16 protein-coding genes are annotated in these 15,525 nt (G+C 71.6%); 11 read left to right on the plus strand and 5 right to left on the minus strand.

The genetic code is table 11. The features are described 5' to 3' along the window. Positions 1–56: 56 nt before the first annotated feature. The 8 genes from rapZ (at position 57) to FFT21_RS02670 (ending at position 7,141) form a co-directional block, all read left to right on the plus strand. Complete coding sequence (gene rapZ / locus FFT21_RS02630) at positions 57–962, plus strand: RNase adapter RapZ (protein ID WP_137812101.1); 906 nt, start codon at positions 57–59, stop codon at positions 960–962. Between the two features lie 35 nt (positions 963–997). After that, positions 998–2,020 carry a gluconeogenesis factor YvcK family protein gene (locus FFT21_RS02635; RefSeq protein ID WP_137812323.1) on the plus strand — a complete coding sequence of 341 codons (1,023 nt, stop codon included), beginning with the start codon at positions 998–1,000 and terminating at the stop codon, positions 2,018–2,020. After that, the gene (gene whiA / locus FFT21_RS02640) at positions 2,011–2,997 is read left to right on the plus strand and encodes a DNA-binding protein WhiA (protein WP_137812102.1); all 987 of its coding nucleotides are present in this window, start codon (positions 2,011–2,013) and stop codon (positions 2,995–2,997) included. Before FFT21_RS02635 ends, whiA begins: the two co-directional genes overlap by 10 nt. Positions 2,998–3,351: 354 nt before the next feature. Further along, positions 3,352–4,359 (plus strand): type I glyceraldehyde-3-phosphate dehydrogenase, encoded by a 1,008-nt coding sequence (gene gap, locus FFT21_RS02650; protein ID WP_137812104.1) that lies wholly within the window; start codon positions 3,352–3,354, stop codon positions 4,357–4,359. A 35-nt stretch (positions 4,360–4,394) separates the two neighbouring features. Next, positions 4,395–5,600 carry a phosphoglycerate kinase gene (locus tag FFT21_RS02655; RefSeq protein ID WP_137812105.1) on the plus strand — a complete coding sequence of 402 codons (1,206 nt, stop codon included), beginning with the start codon at positions 4,395–4,397 and terminating at the stop codon, positions 5,598–5,600. Between the two features lie 28 nt (positions 5,601–5,628). Next, the gene (gene tpiA / locus FFT21_RS02660; protein ID WP_137812106.1) at positions 5,629–6,414 is read left to right on the plus strand and encodes a triose-phosphate isomerase; all 786 of its coding nucleotides are present in this window, start codon (positions 5,629–5,631) and stop codon (positions 6,412–6,414) included. 68 nt (positions 6,415–6,482) lie between these two features. Beyond that, complete coding sequence (secG, locus tag FFT21_RS02665) at positions 6,483–6,716, plus strand: preprotein translocase subunit SecG (protein WP_137812107.1); 234 nt, start codon at positions 6,483–6,485, stop codon at positions 6,714–6,716. Between the two features lie 80 nt (positions 6,717–6,796). Beyond that, on the plus strand, positions 6,797–7,141 hold the full coding sequence (locus FFT21_RS02670) for an RNA polymerase-binding protein RbpA (protein WP_137812108.1): 345 nt from the start codon (positions 6,797–6,799) through the stop codon (positions 7,139–7,141). Between the two features lie 61 nt (positions 7,142–7,202). Here FFT21_RS02670 and FFT21_RS02675 read toward each other — a convergent pair whose 3' ends face one another. Both FFT21_RS02675 and FFT21_RS02680 read right to left on the minus strand, forming a co-directional pair. Continuing rightward, positions 7,203–8,384, minus strand: a complete 1,182-nt coding sequence (locus FFT21_RS02675; RefSeq protein ID WP_137812324.1) for a sensor histidine kinase — start codon at positions 8,382–8,384, stop codon at positions 7,203–7,205. 417 nt (positions 8,385–8,801) lie between these two features. Next, positions 8,802–9,452, minus strand: coding sequence for a hypothetical protein (locus tag FFT21_RS02680; protein ID WP_137812109.1), 651 nt, complete (start codon positions 9,450–9,452; stop codon positions 8,802–8,804). A 198-nt stretch (positions 9,453–9,650) separates the two neighbouring features. Between FFT21_RS02680 and FFT21_RS02685 the strand changes: the two genes are divergently transcribed. Genes FFT21_RS02685 through FFT21_RS02695 form a run of 3 tightly spaced genes read left to right on the plus strand, consistent with a single transcriptional unit; the run spans position 9,651 to position 11,542 of the window. Beyond that, the gene (locus tag FFT21_RS02685) at positions 9,651–10,076 is read left to right on the plus strand and encodes a YbaB/EbfC family nucleoid-associated protein (protein WP_137812110.1); all 426 of its coding nucleotides are present in this window, start codon (positions 9,651–9,653) and stop codon (positions 10,074–10,076) included. A gap of 6 nt (positions 10,077–10,082) precedes the next feature. Then, positions 10,083–10,388, plus strand: a complete 306-nt coding sequence (locus FFT21_RS02690; protein ID WP_137812111.1) for a WXG100 family type VII secretion target — start codon at positions 10,083–10,085, stop codon at positions 10,386–10,388. After that, entirely contained in the window at positions 10,388–11,542 is a 1,155-nt protein-coding gene (locus tag FFT21_RS02695) for a hypothetical protein (RefSeq protein WP_137812112.1), read from the plus strand. The genes FFT21_RS02690 and FFT21_RS02695 overlap by 1 nt, the downstream gene beginning before the upstream one ends. Positions 11,543–11,589: 47 nt before the next feature. On the opposite strand, the gene pgl is transcribed toward FFT21_RS02695, so the two are convergent. From pgl to zwf, 3 genes are all read right to left on the minus strand, one after another. Beyond that, complete coding sequence (gene pgl, locus FFT21_RS02700; RefSeq protein ID WP_137812113.1) at positions 11,590–12,369, minus strand: 6-phosphogluconolactonase; 780 nt, start codon at positions 12,367–12,369, stop codon at positions 11,590–11,592. Continuing rightward, positions 12,366–13,643: a glucose-6-phosphate dehydrogenase assembly protein OpcA gene (gene opcA / locus FFT21_RS02705; protein WP_137812114.1), complete on the minus strand. Its 1,278-nt coding sequence runs from the start codon at positions 13,641–13,643 to the stop codon at positions 12,366–12,368. The genes pgl and opcA overlap by 4 nt, the downstream gene beginning before the upstream one ends. A 211-nt stretch (positions 13,644–13,854) precedes the next feature. Then, the gene (gene zwf / locus FFT21_RS02710; RefSeq protein ID WP_137812115.1) at positions 13,855–15,387 is read right to left on the minus strand and encodes a glucose-6-phosphate dehydrogenase; all 1,533 of its coding nucleotides are present in this window, start codon (positions 15,385–15,387) and stop codon (positions 13,855–13,857) included. Positions 15,388–15,525: the final 138 nt, after the last annotated feature.

The raw sequence follows: 15,525 nt of genomic DNA on the forward strand, positions 1-15,525 counted from the left end.
GTGGCGCTCCGGCTGACACGGTCGCGGTGCGCGCACGCGGGGAGAGGGAGAGCGACGTGAGCAACAGCGCCGAGGCGCAGAGATCCGGTACCGGCAAGTCCGGCATCGAGGTCGCCGTGGTCACCGGCCTGTCCGGCGCCGGCCGCAGCACCGCGGCCAAGTGCCTGGAGGACCTGGGCTGGTTCGTGGTGGACAACCTGCCGCCCGAGCTGATCGCCACCATGGTGGAACTCGGCGCCCAGGCCCGCGGCGTGATCACGCGGGTGGCGGTGGTGATGGATGTGCGCAGCCGGGCGTTCACCGACGACCTGGCCTCGGTGATCAAGGATCTGGACGCCCGGGGCTACAAGCCCAGGGTGCTGTTCCTGGAGGCCACCGACGAGGTGCTGGTCCGCCGGTTCGAGCAGGTGCGGCGCAGCCACCCGCTGCAGGGCGACGGCCGGCTGGTGGACGGCATCAAGGCGGAGCGGCACCTGCTCGGGCCGCTGCGCGAGCACGCCGACCTGGTGCTGGACACCACCGGGCTGTCCGTGCACCAGCTGCGCGCCAAGATCGAGGACGCGTTCGGCACCGAGACCTCCGCGCGGACCCGCGTCACCGTGCTGTCCTTCGGCTACAAGTACGGCCTGCCGATGGACGCCGACCTGGTGATGGACGTGCGGTTCCTGCCCAACCCGTTCTGGATCCCGGAGCTGCGCGAGCAGACCGGGCTGGACAGCGACGTGCGCAACTACGTGCTTGGGCAGGAGGGCGCCGAGGAGTTCCTGGACCGCTACCACGATCTGCTGCGCCTGATCGGCACCGGGTACCGCCGGGAGGGCAAGCGGTACCTCACGCTCGCGGTGGGCTGCACCGGCGGCAAGCATCGCAGCGTGGCGATCTCCGAGGAACTGGCCGGGCGGTTGGCCAACGAGGACGGCATGGCGGTGAAGGTCGTCCACCGGGACCTGGGGCGCGAGTGACGGAGACGAAGGAACGGCCCGCCGGGGAACGCCCGCTGCGCGCGGTCGCCCTCGGCGGCGGGCACGGACTGCAGGCGACGCTCGGCGCGCTGCGCCGGATCACTTCGGACGTCACCGCGGTGGTCACCGTGGCCGACGACGGCGGCTCCTCCGGCCGGCTGCGCCGGGAACTGGGTCTGCTGCCGCCCGGCGACCTGCGCAAGGCGCTCGCCGCGCTGGCCGACGGCGCCGGTGACGGGCTGTGGACCAGGCTGTTCGAGCACCGCTTCGGCGGCACCGGCGCGCTGGCCGGGCACGCGATCGGCAACCTGGTGCTGGCCGGGCTGCTGGAGGTGCTCGGCGACCCGGTGGCCGTGCTGGCCGAGGCCGCCCGCCTGCTCGGCGTGCGCGGGCGGGTACTGCCAATGTGCCTGGAACCGCTGGACATCGAGGCGGACGTGGTCGGCCTGGACGAGGATCCCTCGGCGGTGCGCCGGATCCGCGGCCAGGTCGCGGTGGCGACCACCCCCGGGCGGGTGAAAAGGATCAGAGTGCACACCACCGGGTGGCCCGGCGAACCGCCGACCGCGTGTCCGGAGGCGGTCCGGGCGGTGCTGGACGCCGACGTGGTATTGCTGGGACCCGGCTCGTGGTTCACCAGCGTGCTCCCGCACCTGCTGGTTCCCGAGCTGCACGAGGCGATCGTGAAGACCTCGGCCCGCCGGGTCGTGGTGCTCAACCTCGTACCGCAACCCGGGGAGACGGCCGGCTTCTCCCCCGAGCGGCACCTGGACGTACTCTGCGAGCACGCACCGCACCTGCGGGTGGAGGCGGTCGTCGCCGACGTCGACTCGGTGCCCACCCCGGACCGGCTCCGGAGGGCCGCCGAGGCGCTCGGCGCCCGGGCGCACCTGGCCAGGATCGCGGCGCGAGGGGCCCCGGAGCGGCACGATCCGGACGCGCTCGCGGACTGCCTGCGCCGCGCGCTCGGTGCGCCGCGCGGCCGGGACGGCGAGGTGGGCACCGGAACGCCCACCAGCACTGAATGGGAAGGGGGAGGCGAGCAACCGTGGCGATGACCGCGGCGGTCAAGGACGAGCTCAGTCGCCTGACCGTGTCGAAGACCTGCTGCCGCCGGGCTGAGGTCGCCTCGCTGCTCCGGTTCGCCGGCGGCCTGCACATCGTGGCGGGCAAGGTCGTGGTCGAGGCCGAGGTGGACACCGGCTCGGCCGCGCGCCGGCTGCGCAAGGAGATCCACGAGCTGTTCGGCCACCACTCGGACGTGCACCTGATCACCTCGGGCGGGCTGCGCAAAGGCACCCGCTACGTGGTCCGGGTGGTCCGCGACGGCGAGGGCCTGGCCCGGCAGACCGGTCTGCTGGACCCGAGAGGCCGGCCGGTGCGCGGACTACCCGCCCCGGTCGTCTCCGGCGGGGTGTGCGACGCCGAGGCCGCGTGGCGCGGCGCGTTCCTCGCGCACGGCTCGCTCACCGAGCCCGGCCGGTCGTCGTCCCTGGAGGTCACCTGCCCCGGTCCCGAGGCGGCGCTGGCGCTGGTCGGCGCGGCCCGCCGGATGGGCATCCAGGCCAAGTCCCGCGAGGTGCGCGGCGCCGACCGGGTGGTGGTCCGGGACGGTGACGCGATCGGCGCGATGCTCACCCGCCTCGGCGCCCACTCCAGCGTGCTGGCCTGGGAGGAGCGCCGGATGCGCCGCGAGGTGCGGGCCACCGCCAACCGGTTGGCCAACTTCGACGACGCCAACCTGCGCCGCTCCGCGCGCGCCGCGGTGGCCGCCGCGGCCCGGGTGGAGCGCGCCCTGGAGATCCTCGGCGCGGACGCCCCCGAGCATCTCTCCGCCGCCGGCCGGCTCCGGCTCACTCACCGCCAGGCGTCCCTGGAGGAACTCGGCCAGCTCGCCGAGCCGCAGATGACCAAGGATGCGGTGGCCGGCCGGATCCGCCGGCTGCTCGCCATGGCGGACAAGCGGGCCCGGGAGTTGGGCGTGCCGGACACCGAGTCCGCCGTCACCGCCGAGATGCTCGAAGCGGAGGCCTGAGCAGCAGCCCGTGTCGCCGTCGCGTGCGACCAGGCGGGAGCCTGCCGCCCCACCACCGGCGACGCGTGCCGACCGCCCGGCTACCGGGCGGCGACGGCGGCCCGAGAGGCGGCCCACGCGGCGGCCGCGGACCGCGAGCGCCCGGCGGGCCGGCTGGCCACCGAACGTGGCAGGACGCGGCCGGGGAAGGTCCGTTCGGCGGCACCGGACCGGGCGCTGACCTGGTTCGATTCAGGAAACCGTCGGCCCCTTCCGACCTGGGCCGGGAGCGCCCTATAGGGTGGGCCGGCGAGGACATCAGTCAGCCGCACCGGGCCGGCCACCGGCCGGGTAAGAGCCACGAGGAGACGCACCGTGACGGTTCGCGTGGGTGTCAACGGCTTCGGCCGCATCGGACGCAACTTCTGGCGCGCCGTCCAGGCTAGCGACCACGACATCGAGATCGTGGCCTTCAACGACCTGGGCGACGTGGCCACCATGGCTCACCTGCTCAAGTACGACAGCGTACTGGGCCGCCTCGCCGAGGACGTCCGGGTCACCGGCGAGGGCATCGAGGTCAATGGCAAGACCATCCGCGCGCTGGCCGAGCGGGACCCGGGCAAGCTGCCCTGGAAGGACCTCGGCGTGGACGTGGTGGTCGAGTCCACCGGGTTCTTCACCAAGGCCGAGGACGCCCGCCGGCACGTGGACGAGGGCGGCGCCAAGAAGGTGATCATTTCCGCCCCGGCCAAGGGCGAGGATCTCACCGTGGTCCTGGGCGTGAACGACGACGCCTACGACGGCTCGCAGACCGTCATCTCCAACGCCTCGTGCACCACCAACTGCCTGGCGCCGCTGGCCAAGGTGCTGCACGACGAGTTCACCATCGAGCGTGGCCTGATGACCACGATCCACGCCTACACCCAGGACCAGAACCTGCAGGACGGCCCGCACAAGGACCTGCGCAGGGCGCGCGCCGCGGCGATCAACATCGTGCCGACCAGCACCGGCGCGGCCAAGGCGATCGGCCTGGTGCTGCCCGACCTGAACGGCAGGCTGGACGGCTACGCGCTGCGCGTGCCGGTACCTACCGGCTCCACCACCGACCTCACCGTCACGCTGGCCCGCGAGGTCACCGTGGAGGAGGTCAACGCCGCCTACGCCAAGGCTGCCCAGGGTGCGCTCAAGGGCATCCTCCGGTACAGCGACGAGCCGATCGTCTCCAGTGACATCGTCACCGACCCGGCGTCCTGCATCTACGACGCGCCGCTGACCAAGGTGATCGGCAACCAGGTCAAGGTCGTCGGCTGGTACGACAACGAGTGGGGCTACTCGAACCGGCTGGCCGACCTGGCCGCCCTGGTCGGGTCCAAGCTGTCCTGAGCGGCCTCGGCGACGTTGGTGGGGAGTAGGACACCGTGAAGACGCTCGACGACCTGCTGTCGGACGGCGTTCGGGGTCGGCGCGTGCTGGTACGCGCCGACCTCAACGTCCCGCTGGACGGCACGACGATCACCGATGACGGCCGGGTGCGCGCCTCGCTGCCCACCCTGAAGGCGCTCACCGAGGCGGGCGCCCGGGTGGTGGTGGCCGCGCACCTCGGCCGGCCCAAGGGGGAGCACGACGCGCGCTACTCCCTGGGGCCAGTGGCCGCCCGGCTGGGTGAGCTGCTCGGCGCCCCGGTCACGCTGGCCAGCGACGTGGTCGGCAGCTCGGCCCGAACCACCGTCGGCGCCCAGGACGAGGGCTCGGTGGTGCTGCTGGAGAACGTCCGCTTCGACCCTCGGGAGACCAGCAAGGACGGCGCCGAGCGAGGCGAGCTGGCGGACGAGCTTGCCGCGCTGGTCGGCCGGGACGGCGCGTTCGTCTCCGACGGCTTCGGCGTGGTGCACCGCAAGCAGGCATCCGTCTACGACGTTGCCCACCGGCTGCCCCGGTACGCCGGCCGGCTGGTGCTCGCCGAGGTCGAGGTGCTCCGGACGCTCACCGGCGACCCGAAGCGGCCCTACGTGGTGGTGCTCGGCGGCGCCAAGGTGTCCGACAAGCTCGGCGTGATCGCCAACCTGCTGACCAAGGTGGACCGGTTGCTCATCGGCGGCGGCATGGCCTACACCTTCCTCAAGGCCAAGGGCTACGAGGTCGGGAAGTCGCTGCTGCAATCCGACCAGCTCGACCAGGTTGCCGGGTTCCTCGCCGAGGCGGAGAAGCGCGGCGTCGAGCTGGTGCTGCCGGTCGACGTGCTGGCGGCCACCGAGTTCGCCGCGGACGCCCCGCACGAGGTGGTCGCGGTGGACGCCATCCCGGCCGACCGGCAGGGCCTGGACATCGGCCCGGACACCCGCAAGCTGTTCGCGGACAAGCTGGCCGACGCGGCCACGGTGTTCTGGAACGGCCCGATGGGCGTGTTCGAGTTCGCCGCGTTCGCCGGCGGCACCAGGGCGGTCGCCGAGGCCATCCTGGCCTCCCCGGCGTTCAGCGTGGTCGGCGGAGGCGACTCGGCCGCCGCGGTGCGCGCGCTGGGCCTGCCCGAGGACCGCTTCTCGCACATCTCCACCGGCGGTGGCGCGTCCCTGGAGTTCCTGGAGGGCAAGGACCTGCCCGGCGTCACGGTGCTGGAGTCCTGACCGCCCGCGTACCACGGAAGGAGCCCCGATGGCCCGCCGCCCGCTGATCGCCGGCAACTGGAAGATGAACCTCAACCACCTCGAGGCGATCGCGCTGGTGCAGAAGATCGCCTTCGCGCTGCCGGAGAAGTACTTCGACAAGGTGGACGTCTCCGTGCTGCCGCCGTTCACCGACATCCGCAGCGTGCAGACGCTGGTCGACGGGGACAAGCTGCTGCTCAGCTACGGTGCGCAGGACCTGTCCCCGCACGACTCCGGCGCCTACACCGGGGACGTCTCCGGGGCGATGCTGGCCAAGCTCGGCTGCACGTTCGTGGTGGTCGGCCACTCCGAGCGCCGGGAGTACCACGCCGAGGACGACGCGCTGGTCAACCGCAAGGTGAAGGCCGCGCTCAAGCACGGCCTGGTCCCGATCCTGTGCGTCGGCGAGAAGGTCGAGGTCCGCGAGCAGGGCGGCCACGTCGAGCACTGCACCGCTTCGCTGATCGCCGGCCTGAAGGGGCTGAAGGCCGAGCAGGTGCGGGACGTGGTGGTGGCCTACGAGCCGGTGTGGGCGATCGGCACCGGCCGCGTGGCCACGCCCGCGGACGCCCAGGAGGTGTGCGCCGCGCTGCGCGCCACGCTCACCGAGAAGTACGGCGCCGACGTGGCCGGCGCGGTGCGGATTCTCTACGGTGGGTCGGTGAAGTCGGGCAACATCAGCGAGCTGGTGGCCCAGGACGACGTGGACGGCGCCCTGGTCGGCGGCGCCAGCCTGGACGGTGACGAGTTCGCCAAGCTGTGCGCCCTGGCCGCCGGCGGGCCCCTGCCCTGACCTGACTGCCCACCCACGGTGGCCGACCGGGTAACCTGTGTTGCCAACCGGCCGACAGTGAGGAAGAGATGAAGCTCGCTCTGCAGATCCTGCTGATCCTCTCCAGCGTGCTGCTCGTGCTGCTCGTGCTGCTGCACCGCGGCCGTGGCGGGGGGCTCTCCTCGCTCTTCGGTGGCGGCATGCAGTCAAGCCTCGCCGGCTCCAGCGTGGTGGAGAAGAACCTCGATCGGCTGACCTTGTTCGTCGGCCTGGTGTGGCTGATCTCGCTGGTCGGGATCGGCCTGCTCGTCAAGATCGGCTAGTACCCCCACGAGGGGGCGTCCGATCGATCGAACTCCGTGGTTCGTGGTCAACCTCTGTTGTGGTGGGGGTGTGAGGGTCGATGGCTGGTGGTAACGCGATCCGCGGTACCCGGGTGGGCGCTGGCCCGATGGGTGAGGCCGAGCGCGGCGAGTCGGCGCCGCGCCGGCGTGTCTCGTACTGGTGCGCGAACGGGCACGAGTCGCGCCCGGCGTTCGTGCTGGACGCCGAGGAGCCGGAGGTGTGGGACTGCCCCCGGTGCGGGCTGCCCGCGGGCCGGGACGAGAAGCACCCGCCGGCTCCGCCCCGGAACGAGCCGTACAAGACCCACCTGGCGTACGTGAAGGAGCGGCGCAGCGACGCCGACGGCGAGGCCATCCTGGCCGAGGCGCTGAACCGGCTGCGCTCGCAGCGCGGCGAGGGCTGAGCGCCGCGCCGGCCCACCGGCCGCTTCGACCCGCGCCCGTGGTTCCGGCGATCGGCGCCGGTCAGCCCTTCCCGCCCGGGAGCGGCAGCCGCACGCGGACCAGGAAGCCGCCGTCCTCGGTGGGGCGGGCCTGGCACGTCCCACCCAGTAGGGCGGCGCGTTCCCGCAGGCCCATCAGACCGTGCCCGCCCGAGGGCAGGGGCGCGGCCGGTGCCCGGTGCGGGGCGGTGTTGCGCACCTCGACCAGCAGCCACCCGTCCTCGGCACGCACCAGCACGGTGGCCGAGGCGCACGGCGCGTGCTTGCGCACGTTGGTGAGCGCCTCCTGCACCGTGCGGTAACCGGCGGCGGACACCGCCGGCGGTAGCTGCTCGACGGCGACCTCCACGCGCACCGACACCTCGGTGTCGCAGCCACGCACCAGGTCGCCGAGCCGGTCCAGGCCCGGCGACTCGCCGTCCTCGGCGGGCGATGTGCGGAGCACGCCGACAAGCTGGCGCAGCTCGTCCAGCGTTCGGGTGGAGAGGTCCCGGATCGTGCGCGCCGCGTGCCGGGTGTCCTCGTCCCGGGCGGCCACCTGCAGCCCGCCCGCCTGCATCGCGATCAGCGTGACCTGGTGGGAGACCAGGTCGTGCATCTCCCGGGCCAGCCGGGCCCGTTCCTCGGCCCGGACAGCCTGGGCGTGCAGTTGCTGCTCCCGTTCCCGGCTGGCGGCCAGCTCGCGGATGCGGCTGGACAGCTCCTGCCGTGCGGCCAGCAGCAGCCCGAGGGCCACCGGCATGCCGGCGACGATGCACCCGTAGATGAGGTTGAGCAGGTGCTGGCGCCACTCGAGCTGGACGAACTCCGCCGGTGGCCAGCGCATGAATCGGCAGAACGCGACGAGCACCGCGCCCACCGCGGTCTGCCAGCCCCACAGTCGGCGTCGGGCCAGCGTGCCGAGCGCGATCATCGCGGCCAGCTCCGACCAGCCGGTGAGGAAGCCGGGCACGGTGGCCAGGGTGACCGCGAACGGAAACCGCCGGCGCAGCACCAGGGCGACACAGGCCAGCCCGGAGAGCACATGCATGTACGGCTCGGCCTCGCGCGGCGGGTTGAGGAACACATCCAGCATCGCGCCGAGAACGAAACCCAGGTCCAGGGCCGGTCCACGGAGGCGGGACAGGTCTCTCGGGGGGCGTCGACCCGCCGACCGCTCCGCCGCGGCGGCGACCGGCCGGCCATTGACCGTCAGGCCCCGCATGGCCAGTGCCGAACCGGCCACCTTCGGAGCGACCCGGGGGACAGCGGACGGCGTGAGGGAAGAACTCGTCATCGCTTCGGCGGGGTGGACGAGCGACCGCGGTAACCCGCGGTACCTCCGGTGATCTCCTGCCGGCGGAGGGGCCTGGTGCGGCACGGCGTGACCTCCCTCGAGTCCGGACAACTCTTTCAGGGTTGACGCGCGGGAAGCCGAATAGGAGCTGTCCTTTTTCAGGAAATGTGCAGGAGCACACACGCGCGCGCGACCGCCGACCCGGCGCTTGTTTGGTCAGCCACTCGGCCTATCCGCGCTGAACTCGGCAAAGCCGATCCGCCGCGCCGGAAGCCGAAGCACACAGAAATCCTTCGATCACGGTGGGCCACCGACGTGCGGGAACGCGTGTCGACCGGTCATCCGTCACCCCGTCCAGAGCTGCGGCGCGAAACGCTCGACGGCGGTCCTGATCTTTCTGGAGAGGCCGGCGAACGGCATCAGCTGGACGCGGAGCCGCAGGCGTGACGGGTTGGTGAGCGGGCCACCCTCGGGGATCAGGCTCACGTACCCCCGGGCACGTTTCAGGTCCGGGTATCGGGCCACGATGTGCGGGTCGGCGAAGTAGATGCTGATGTAGTTGGCCACCGAGGTGGTTCCGCCCGGCTGCCCTGACCGGGTCGCCCGAGCCGCGCTGCCGCCGACTGAGCGGATCTCCTGCCACGGGATCTGGTACAGCACATTCTCACTCTTGTCGCGCCACCAGAAGCCGCGCTCGTCAACCGCCAACCCGAAGTACTTCCTCGTGATGGAGGGAATAACGAGCACGCCGATGAGGCCGACCAGGAGGAACACCACCGCGAAGAAGCCGGCTAGCACCCGCTCGATCGTGCTGGCGTGACCGCCGACTGCCACGGTCTCGGGCGCGATGACGTAGGCGAGCGCGGAGCCGCCGAAGAAGAAGCCGGTTCCGCCGGCGACGAACACCGAGCGCCAGCCGAGCCGGCCAAAGTCGTAGACCACCGCGTCCGGCGCGGGACCCTGGGCAACACCGTCGAACACGTAGGGGCGAGGCACGGCGTAACCGTACTGAACGATGCTTCCGACGCGGCCACGGTCCCAGCAGTCGACCCCAGATGTCTCGTTGCCCCAAGAAATTCCGCTATGTCCTTTTTGGTCGACAGGACGTCGAAAGGCGTGGGAACCAAACGAACCCACCGAGCGTCGCAGCGGTGCCGGATAAGGTAGGCCGCACGCTCGGCAGGGAGGAGCCGCATGGACGCCAACACGTGGCTGCGGGAATACCAACAGGAAGCGCAGGAGCGGCTCGGCCGCGCCCAGGAGGCCCAGCAACGGATCCGGGAGGCGACCGCGGCCGCGCAGAGTCCGGACGGCGCCGTGCGGGTCACGGTGGGACCGACGGGTGCGTTGAAGAACCTGGAGATCACGCCCCGAGCCGGGCAACTCACGCATGCCCAGCTTGCCCAGGTGATCCTCCGCACAGCGCAGGAGGCACACCGGCAGGTCGCCCAGCAGATGGCGCAGGCGGTGAAGCCGCTGATCGGGGACAGCGAGGCGATGGCCTTCCTGGAAAGCCAGATTCCGGCGGCCGATCAGGGTTCCGCTGCCGGGCATTCGGGACCGCCTCCCCGACGGCCATCGGCGGGCGAAGAGGACGAACCCGGTTCGATTCTGAGGTGATCGCTGATGACTGACATCAAAGTGGTGGTGGAGGAACTGCACAACCACGCCGGTAACGTCGGCCGGCTCGCGGATCGGGTGCAGAACTGCCAGCGGTTCGGGAGCGAGGTCGACTTCGGCCTGCATACCTTCGGAATAGTCGGGCAGGCGTTCGCGCTCGGCTGCCGTCAGGAGTCGCAGAACATGGCGCAAACCCTCGGCAAAGCCGCCGAGTCGGTCCGGGACGTGAGCAAGGGGCTGCAGGAGACGGGCGATACCTACCACGGGACCGAGACCGACAACACCAACCTGTTCGCCGGGGGTGACGACTGATGGGCGCCGAGACCCTGCCCGACCTGAAGGGCGAAGCACCGCCGTCGAGTTGGACGTCCAACTTCGACGGCTCCGGCATCGTCTCCGACATCGCGAACACCACGAAGTCCATCGAGGACGGTGACGGCCTCGGAGTCGGGATGAACGGTGTGGCGGTCGCCTTCGACGCGTTGTCGCTCGCCGAGGACCCGCTCGGCGGGTTGCTGGCGGCCGGCGTCGGATGGCTGATCGAACACCTCTCCTTTCTCCGTAAGCCGCTCGACATCCTGGCCGGTGACCCCGGGGCGGTCCAGGCTCAGGCGAACACGTGGACCAACATCGGCGCGGAGCTGAAGAAGTGCGCGGAGGACTACGAGAACTCGCTCAAGAGTGACATCCCGCGGTGGGAGGGCCAGGCCGCGGAGAGCTACCGCAAGCAGGGCGAGGAACTGATCAAGGAAATCGGCGGCTTCGCCGAGGCCGCCAGCGGAGTCGCCGGCGGGATCACCATCGCCGGCGTCCTCGTGGGCACCGAGCGCGGCATTATTCGCGATCTCATTTCGACGTTCATCGGGAAGATGATCGAGCGGGCGCTGATCGCCGCCGCGGGCGCCATCGAGACCCTCGGCGGCTCGGTGGCAGCGTTCATCGCGGACGCCGTCGCGGAAGGCAGCATCCTCGCCGGCAGGTGCGCCAGCCGGATCGCCAAGGTGCTGGAGAAGTTGGGCACCCTGCTCGGCAAGCTCTCCAAGCTCGGGCACGGCGTCGGGGAGCTTGCCGCCAAGCTGTCCCGGTTCGCCAAGGTCACAGGCGTCAAGGTGGACCAGTTCGCAGGCCGGGCCGGCAGGTTCGCGGGCAGGGTCAAGGGCGGCAGAGAGGGGTGGATCCATGCCGGGGACGACCTCAGCCACTCACTGGGCAGCAAGATCAAGAACGCGGTCCCAAAGGAAGTGCGGGAGCACGCCGAGGACCCGTGGGGCGAATACATGAAGTGGGCTGCCAAGGATGGGTTGAACGAGCAGTTCAACATGCACGGCACCGGTGACCACCTACCACCGGCCGGTGGGGTGGAGTTGGGGCGGCAGGGCCACGAGGCCGTGGAGAAGAACAAGGAGGGCCACGAGCAGGCCGAGAAGCGGGTCGAGGGCCCGAAGAGCGGCGCGCACGCGGAGTGAGTCCGGGTGGGGCGCGCCGGCAATCGGCCCGCCCCACCAGCGGGTGGTCAGGCGAGCGGCGGCACCAGCGTCTTGGGGACCTTGGCGGCGGCCGCCCGGTCCAGCAACCACAGCGTGCGGCGCTGGCCACGGGCCCCGGCGGCGGGGATCTGCACCTCACCGGCGCCACCGAGGGCCATGGCGACCGCGGCCGCCTTGGACTCGCCGGTGGTCATCAGCCACACCTCGGCCGAGCGGCGGATCGCCGGCAGGGTGAGGCTGACCCGGGTCGGCGGCGGCTTGGGGCAGTTGCGCACCGCCACCACCGACCGCTCGGTCTCGTACACCGCCGGGGACGCGGGGAACACCGACGCGGTGTGCCCCTCCTCGCCGACGCCGAGCAGACAGACGTCGAACGACGGCACCGAGCCGTGGTCCTCCGGCCGGGCCGCGTCGGCGAGGACCCGGGCGTAGTCGGCCGCGGCCGCCTCCGGGTCGTCGCCGAACTCCCCGTCGGAGGCGGCCATCACCCGCACCCGCCCGGGGTCGACGGCGACGTGGTCCAGCAGTGCCTCGCGGGCCTGGGTCTCGTTGCGGTCGGGGTGGCCGGTCGGCAGGAACCGCTCATCGCCCCAGTACAGGTCCACCCGGGACCAGTCGACCGCGCCCATCGCCGGAGCCGTCCGCAACTGCTCCAGCACGGCGATGCCGGTGCGGCCGCCGGTGAGCACCAGGGAGGCCGAACCGCGCGCGGCCTGCGCGTCGACCAGCCGGGTAACCAACCGCGCGGCCACCGCGGCGGCGAGCAACTCGCCGGTGGCGTGCACGATCACCTGTGGCTTGCTCACGACGTGGCACCCGCCTCCGATTCCGCCAGCCGCCTGCTCGCCCGTCGCGCGGGCTTGGGTGCAGGGTGCCTGCCGTTGGCCTGCGCCGCATCCGCACCGGCCGAACTCGACGCCTCCGAGCGGTTCGCCGACTTGCCGGCGACCTTGGCCTTCGCCTTGGGTTTGGTCTTGCCGCCGTTTTTCTTACCGCCCTTGCCGGGCTCGGCGCCGGACTTCGCCGCCGCCCCGGCGGTGGTCCTCCCGGTGGACTGCCCGGTGGACTCGGCCGGGTTCCTCGCGGCGGTCTTCGGGTCGGATCCGCCGCTCCCGGTGGACTTCTCGGCGGCCTTGGCGGTCGACCGGGACGCGGAGGCCCGGGCCCGGACGACGCGGCCGAGTCCCTGCAGCGTGGTCTCGTAGATCACGTCTGGCTCCAGCCGGCGCAGCTCCTCGGCCAGGCAGTCGCGTACCTGGCGGCGCTGCAACGCGACCCGACGGTCCGGCTGCCCCGGCTGGGTCAGCGTCCCGATGCGACCGTCCGGGCGAACCAGCTCGATCGGCCCGGACTTCCGTTCCAGGCGTACCGTCACGATGCCCTCGCCGAAGGTCGCCTTGGCCCGGCTCACCCGGATCCCCAGGCACGTCGCCAGCCACGCGGCGAGCAGGTCGGTGGACGGCGAGTCGGCCTCGCCGGTGACCGACGCGCCGGTGACCCGGTCGTGCGGCGGCAGGTCCAGCGCGGCCGCGAGCACCGCGCGCCAGGTGGTCAGCCGGGTCCAGGCCAGGTCGGTGTCGCCCTCGGCGTAGGACTTCCGGCGCTGCTCCAGCGCCTTGATCGGATTCCGCTCGGCGGCCGAGTCGGTGATCCGCCGGGTGGCGAGCTGACCGATCGGGTCCTGGGAGGGCACCGACGGCCCGTCGAACGGCCACCAGGCCACCACCGGGGCGTCCGGCAGCAGCAGCGGCACCACGCAGCTCGCGCCTTCGTCGGCCAGCGGCCCGTAGAGGCGCAGCACGATCACCTCGCTGGCCCCGGCGTCACCGCCGACCCGGATTTGCGCGTCCAGCCGGGGCGCCGCCTTCTTGGTGCCGCGGGCGACCACGATCACCCGGCACGGGTGCTCGCGGCTGGCGTCGTTGGCCGCGTCGATGGCCTCCTCGGTGCGGAACCCGTCGTCGGTGACGATGACCAGGGTGAGCACCCGGCCGAGCGCTACGGCGCCGCCGGATTCGCGCAGTTCCACGAGCTTGCGGTTGACCTGAGAGGTCGTCGTGGACGGCAGATCGAGGATCACTGTGTCGACTCCCTTGCGCGCGCCGGGACGGACAGGAGCGGCCGATCACTCACGATTGATTCCCTTGATCGAGCGGGGTGGGGAAGTGCGGACCGATCGCTCACGGTGTTGACTCGAATCGTTCGCGCCGGCCAGGGAGGGACGGGCCGATCGCTCGGCCGGGCCTGGCGGCCCGACGTCGCTGGATCGGCGTCTGCGGCGCGGCGGGCGCTCACGGCCGCCTCCAGTGCCGGCCGGTGCGGGCCATCATCGCGTCAGCCGACTCCGGACCCCACGTGCCGGAGTGGTACGGCTCGGGCTTGCCGTTGTTCTCCCAGTGCTTGATCACCGGGTCGAGGATCTCCCAGGACTGCTCGACCTCCTCGTTCACCGGGAACAGCGAGGGCTCGCCGAGCAGCACGTCGAGCAGCAGCCGCTCGTAGGCCTCCGGCGAGGACTCGGTGAACGCGTGCCCGTAGCCGAAGTCCATGGTGACGTCCCGGACCTCCATCGCGGTGCCCGGGACCTTGGAGCCGAACCGCATGGTCACGCCCTCGTCCGGCTGCACCCGGATCACCAGGGCGTTCTGCCCCAGCTCGGCGGTGGCGGTGGAGTCGAACGGCAGGTGCGGCGCCCGCTTGAACACCACCGCGATCTCGGTCACCCTGCGGCCCAGCCGCTTGCCGGTGCGCAGGTAGAACGGCACCCCGGCCCAGCGGCGGGTGTTCACCTCGAGGGTGATCGCGGCGAATGTCTCGGTGATCGAGTCCGCGGCGATGCCCTCCTCGTCGAGGTAGCCGCGCACCTTCTGGCCGCCCTGCCAGCCGCCCAGGTACTGGCCGCGGGCGGTGGTCTCGTCGAACGGCCCGACCGGGGTGGTCGCGGACAGCACCTTGGTCTTCTCGGTGCGCAGCGCCCTCGGGTGGAACGACACCGGCTCCTCCATCGCGGTCAGCGCGAGGAGCTGGAGCAGGTGGTTCTGGATCACGTCCCGGGCCGCGCCGATGCCGTCGTAGTAGCCCGCGCGACCGCCGATGCCGATGTCTTCGGCCATGGTGATCTGCACGTGGTCCACGAAGTTCGAGTTCCAGATCGGCTCGAACAACTGGTTGGCGAAGCGCAGCGCCAGGATGTTCTGCACGGTCTCCTTGCCGAGGTAGTGGTCGATGCGGAACACCGACTCCTCGGGGAAGACCTCGTTGACGATCTGGTTCAGGCTCTTCGCGCTGGCCAGGTCGTGCCCGAACGGCTTCTCGATGACCACCCGCCGCCACTGGTCCGGGTTCTGCGCGGACAGCCCGGAGCGGGCCAACTGCTGGCACACCACCGGGAACGCGCCCGGCGGGATGGACAGGTAGAAGGCGTGGTTACCACCGGTGCCGCGGACCCGGTCCAGGTCCTCGATGGTGCTCACCAGGTTCTCGAAGGCAGTGTTGTCGTCGAAGCTGCCCTGCACGAACCGGATGCCCTCGGACAGGCTCTGCCACACCGACTCGCGGAACGGGGTGCGGGCGTGCTCCCGCACCGCCTCGTACACGATCTTGCCGAAGTCCTCGTCCGCCCAGTCGCGCCGGGCGAAGCCGGTGAGCGCGAAACCCGGCGGCAGCAGGCCCCGGTTGGCCAGGTCGTAGATGGCGGGCATCAGCTTCTTGCGGGACAGGTCACCGGTGACACCGAAGATCACCAGGCTGCACGGTCCCGCGATGCGCGGCAGCCGCTTGTCCCGCTCGTCCCGCAGCGGGTTGCGCCATACCTGCGTGGTCACGGGGTTTCCCCCTTCTCCGCGAGTTCGAGCGCGACCGCCATCGGGTCGGGAAGTGCCGCGGTGTCGTCGGGGGTGCCACGACTGGGCACGGTCATGGAAACTCCTCGTCGCTTGTGGCTTTCGATGCTCAGGAAAGCT

Source organism: Gandjariella thermophila (genome assembly GCF_005405885.1).
In the GTDB taxonomy this organism is placed as follows: Bacteria; Actinomycetota; Actinomycetes; order Mycobacteriales; family Pseudonocardiaceae; genus Gandjariella; species Gandjariella thermophila.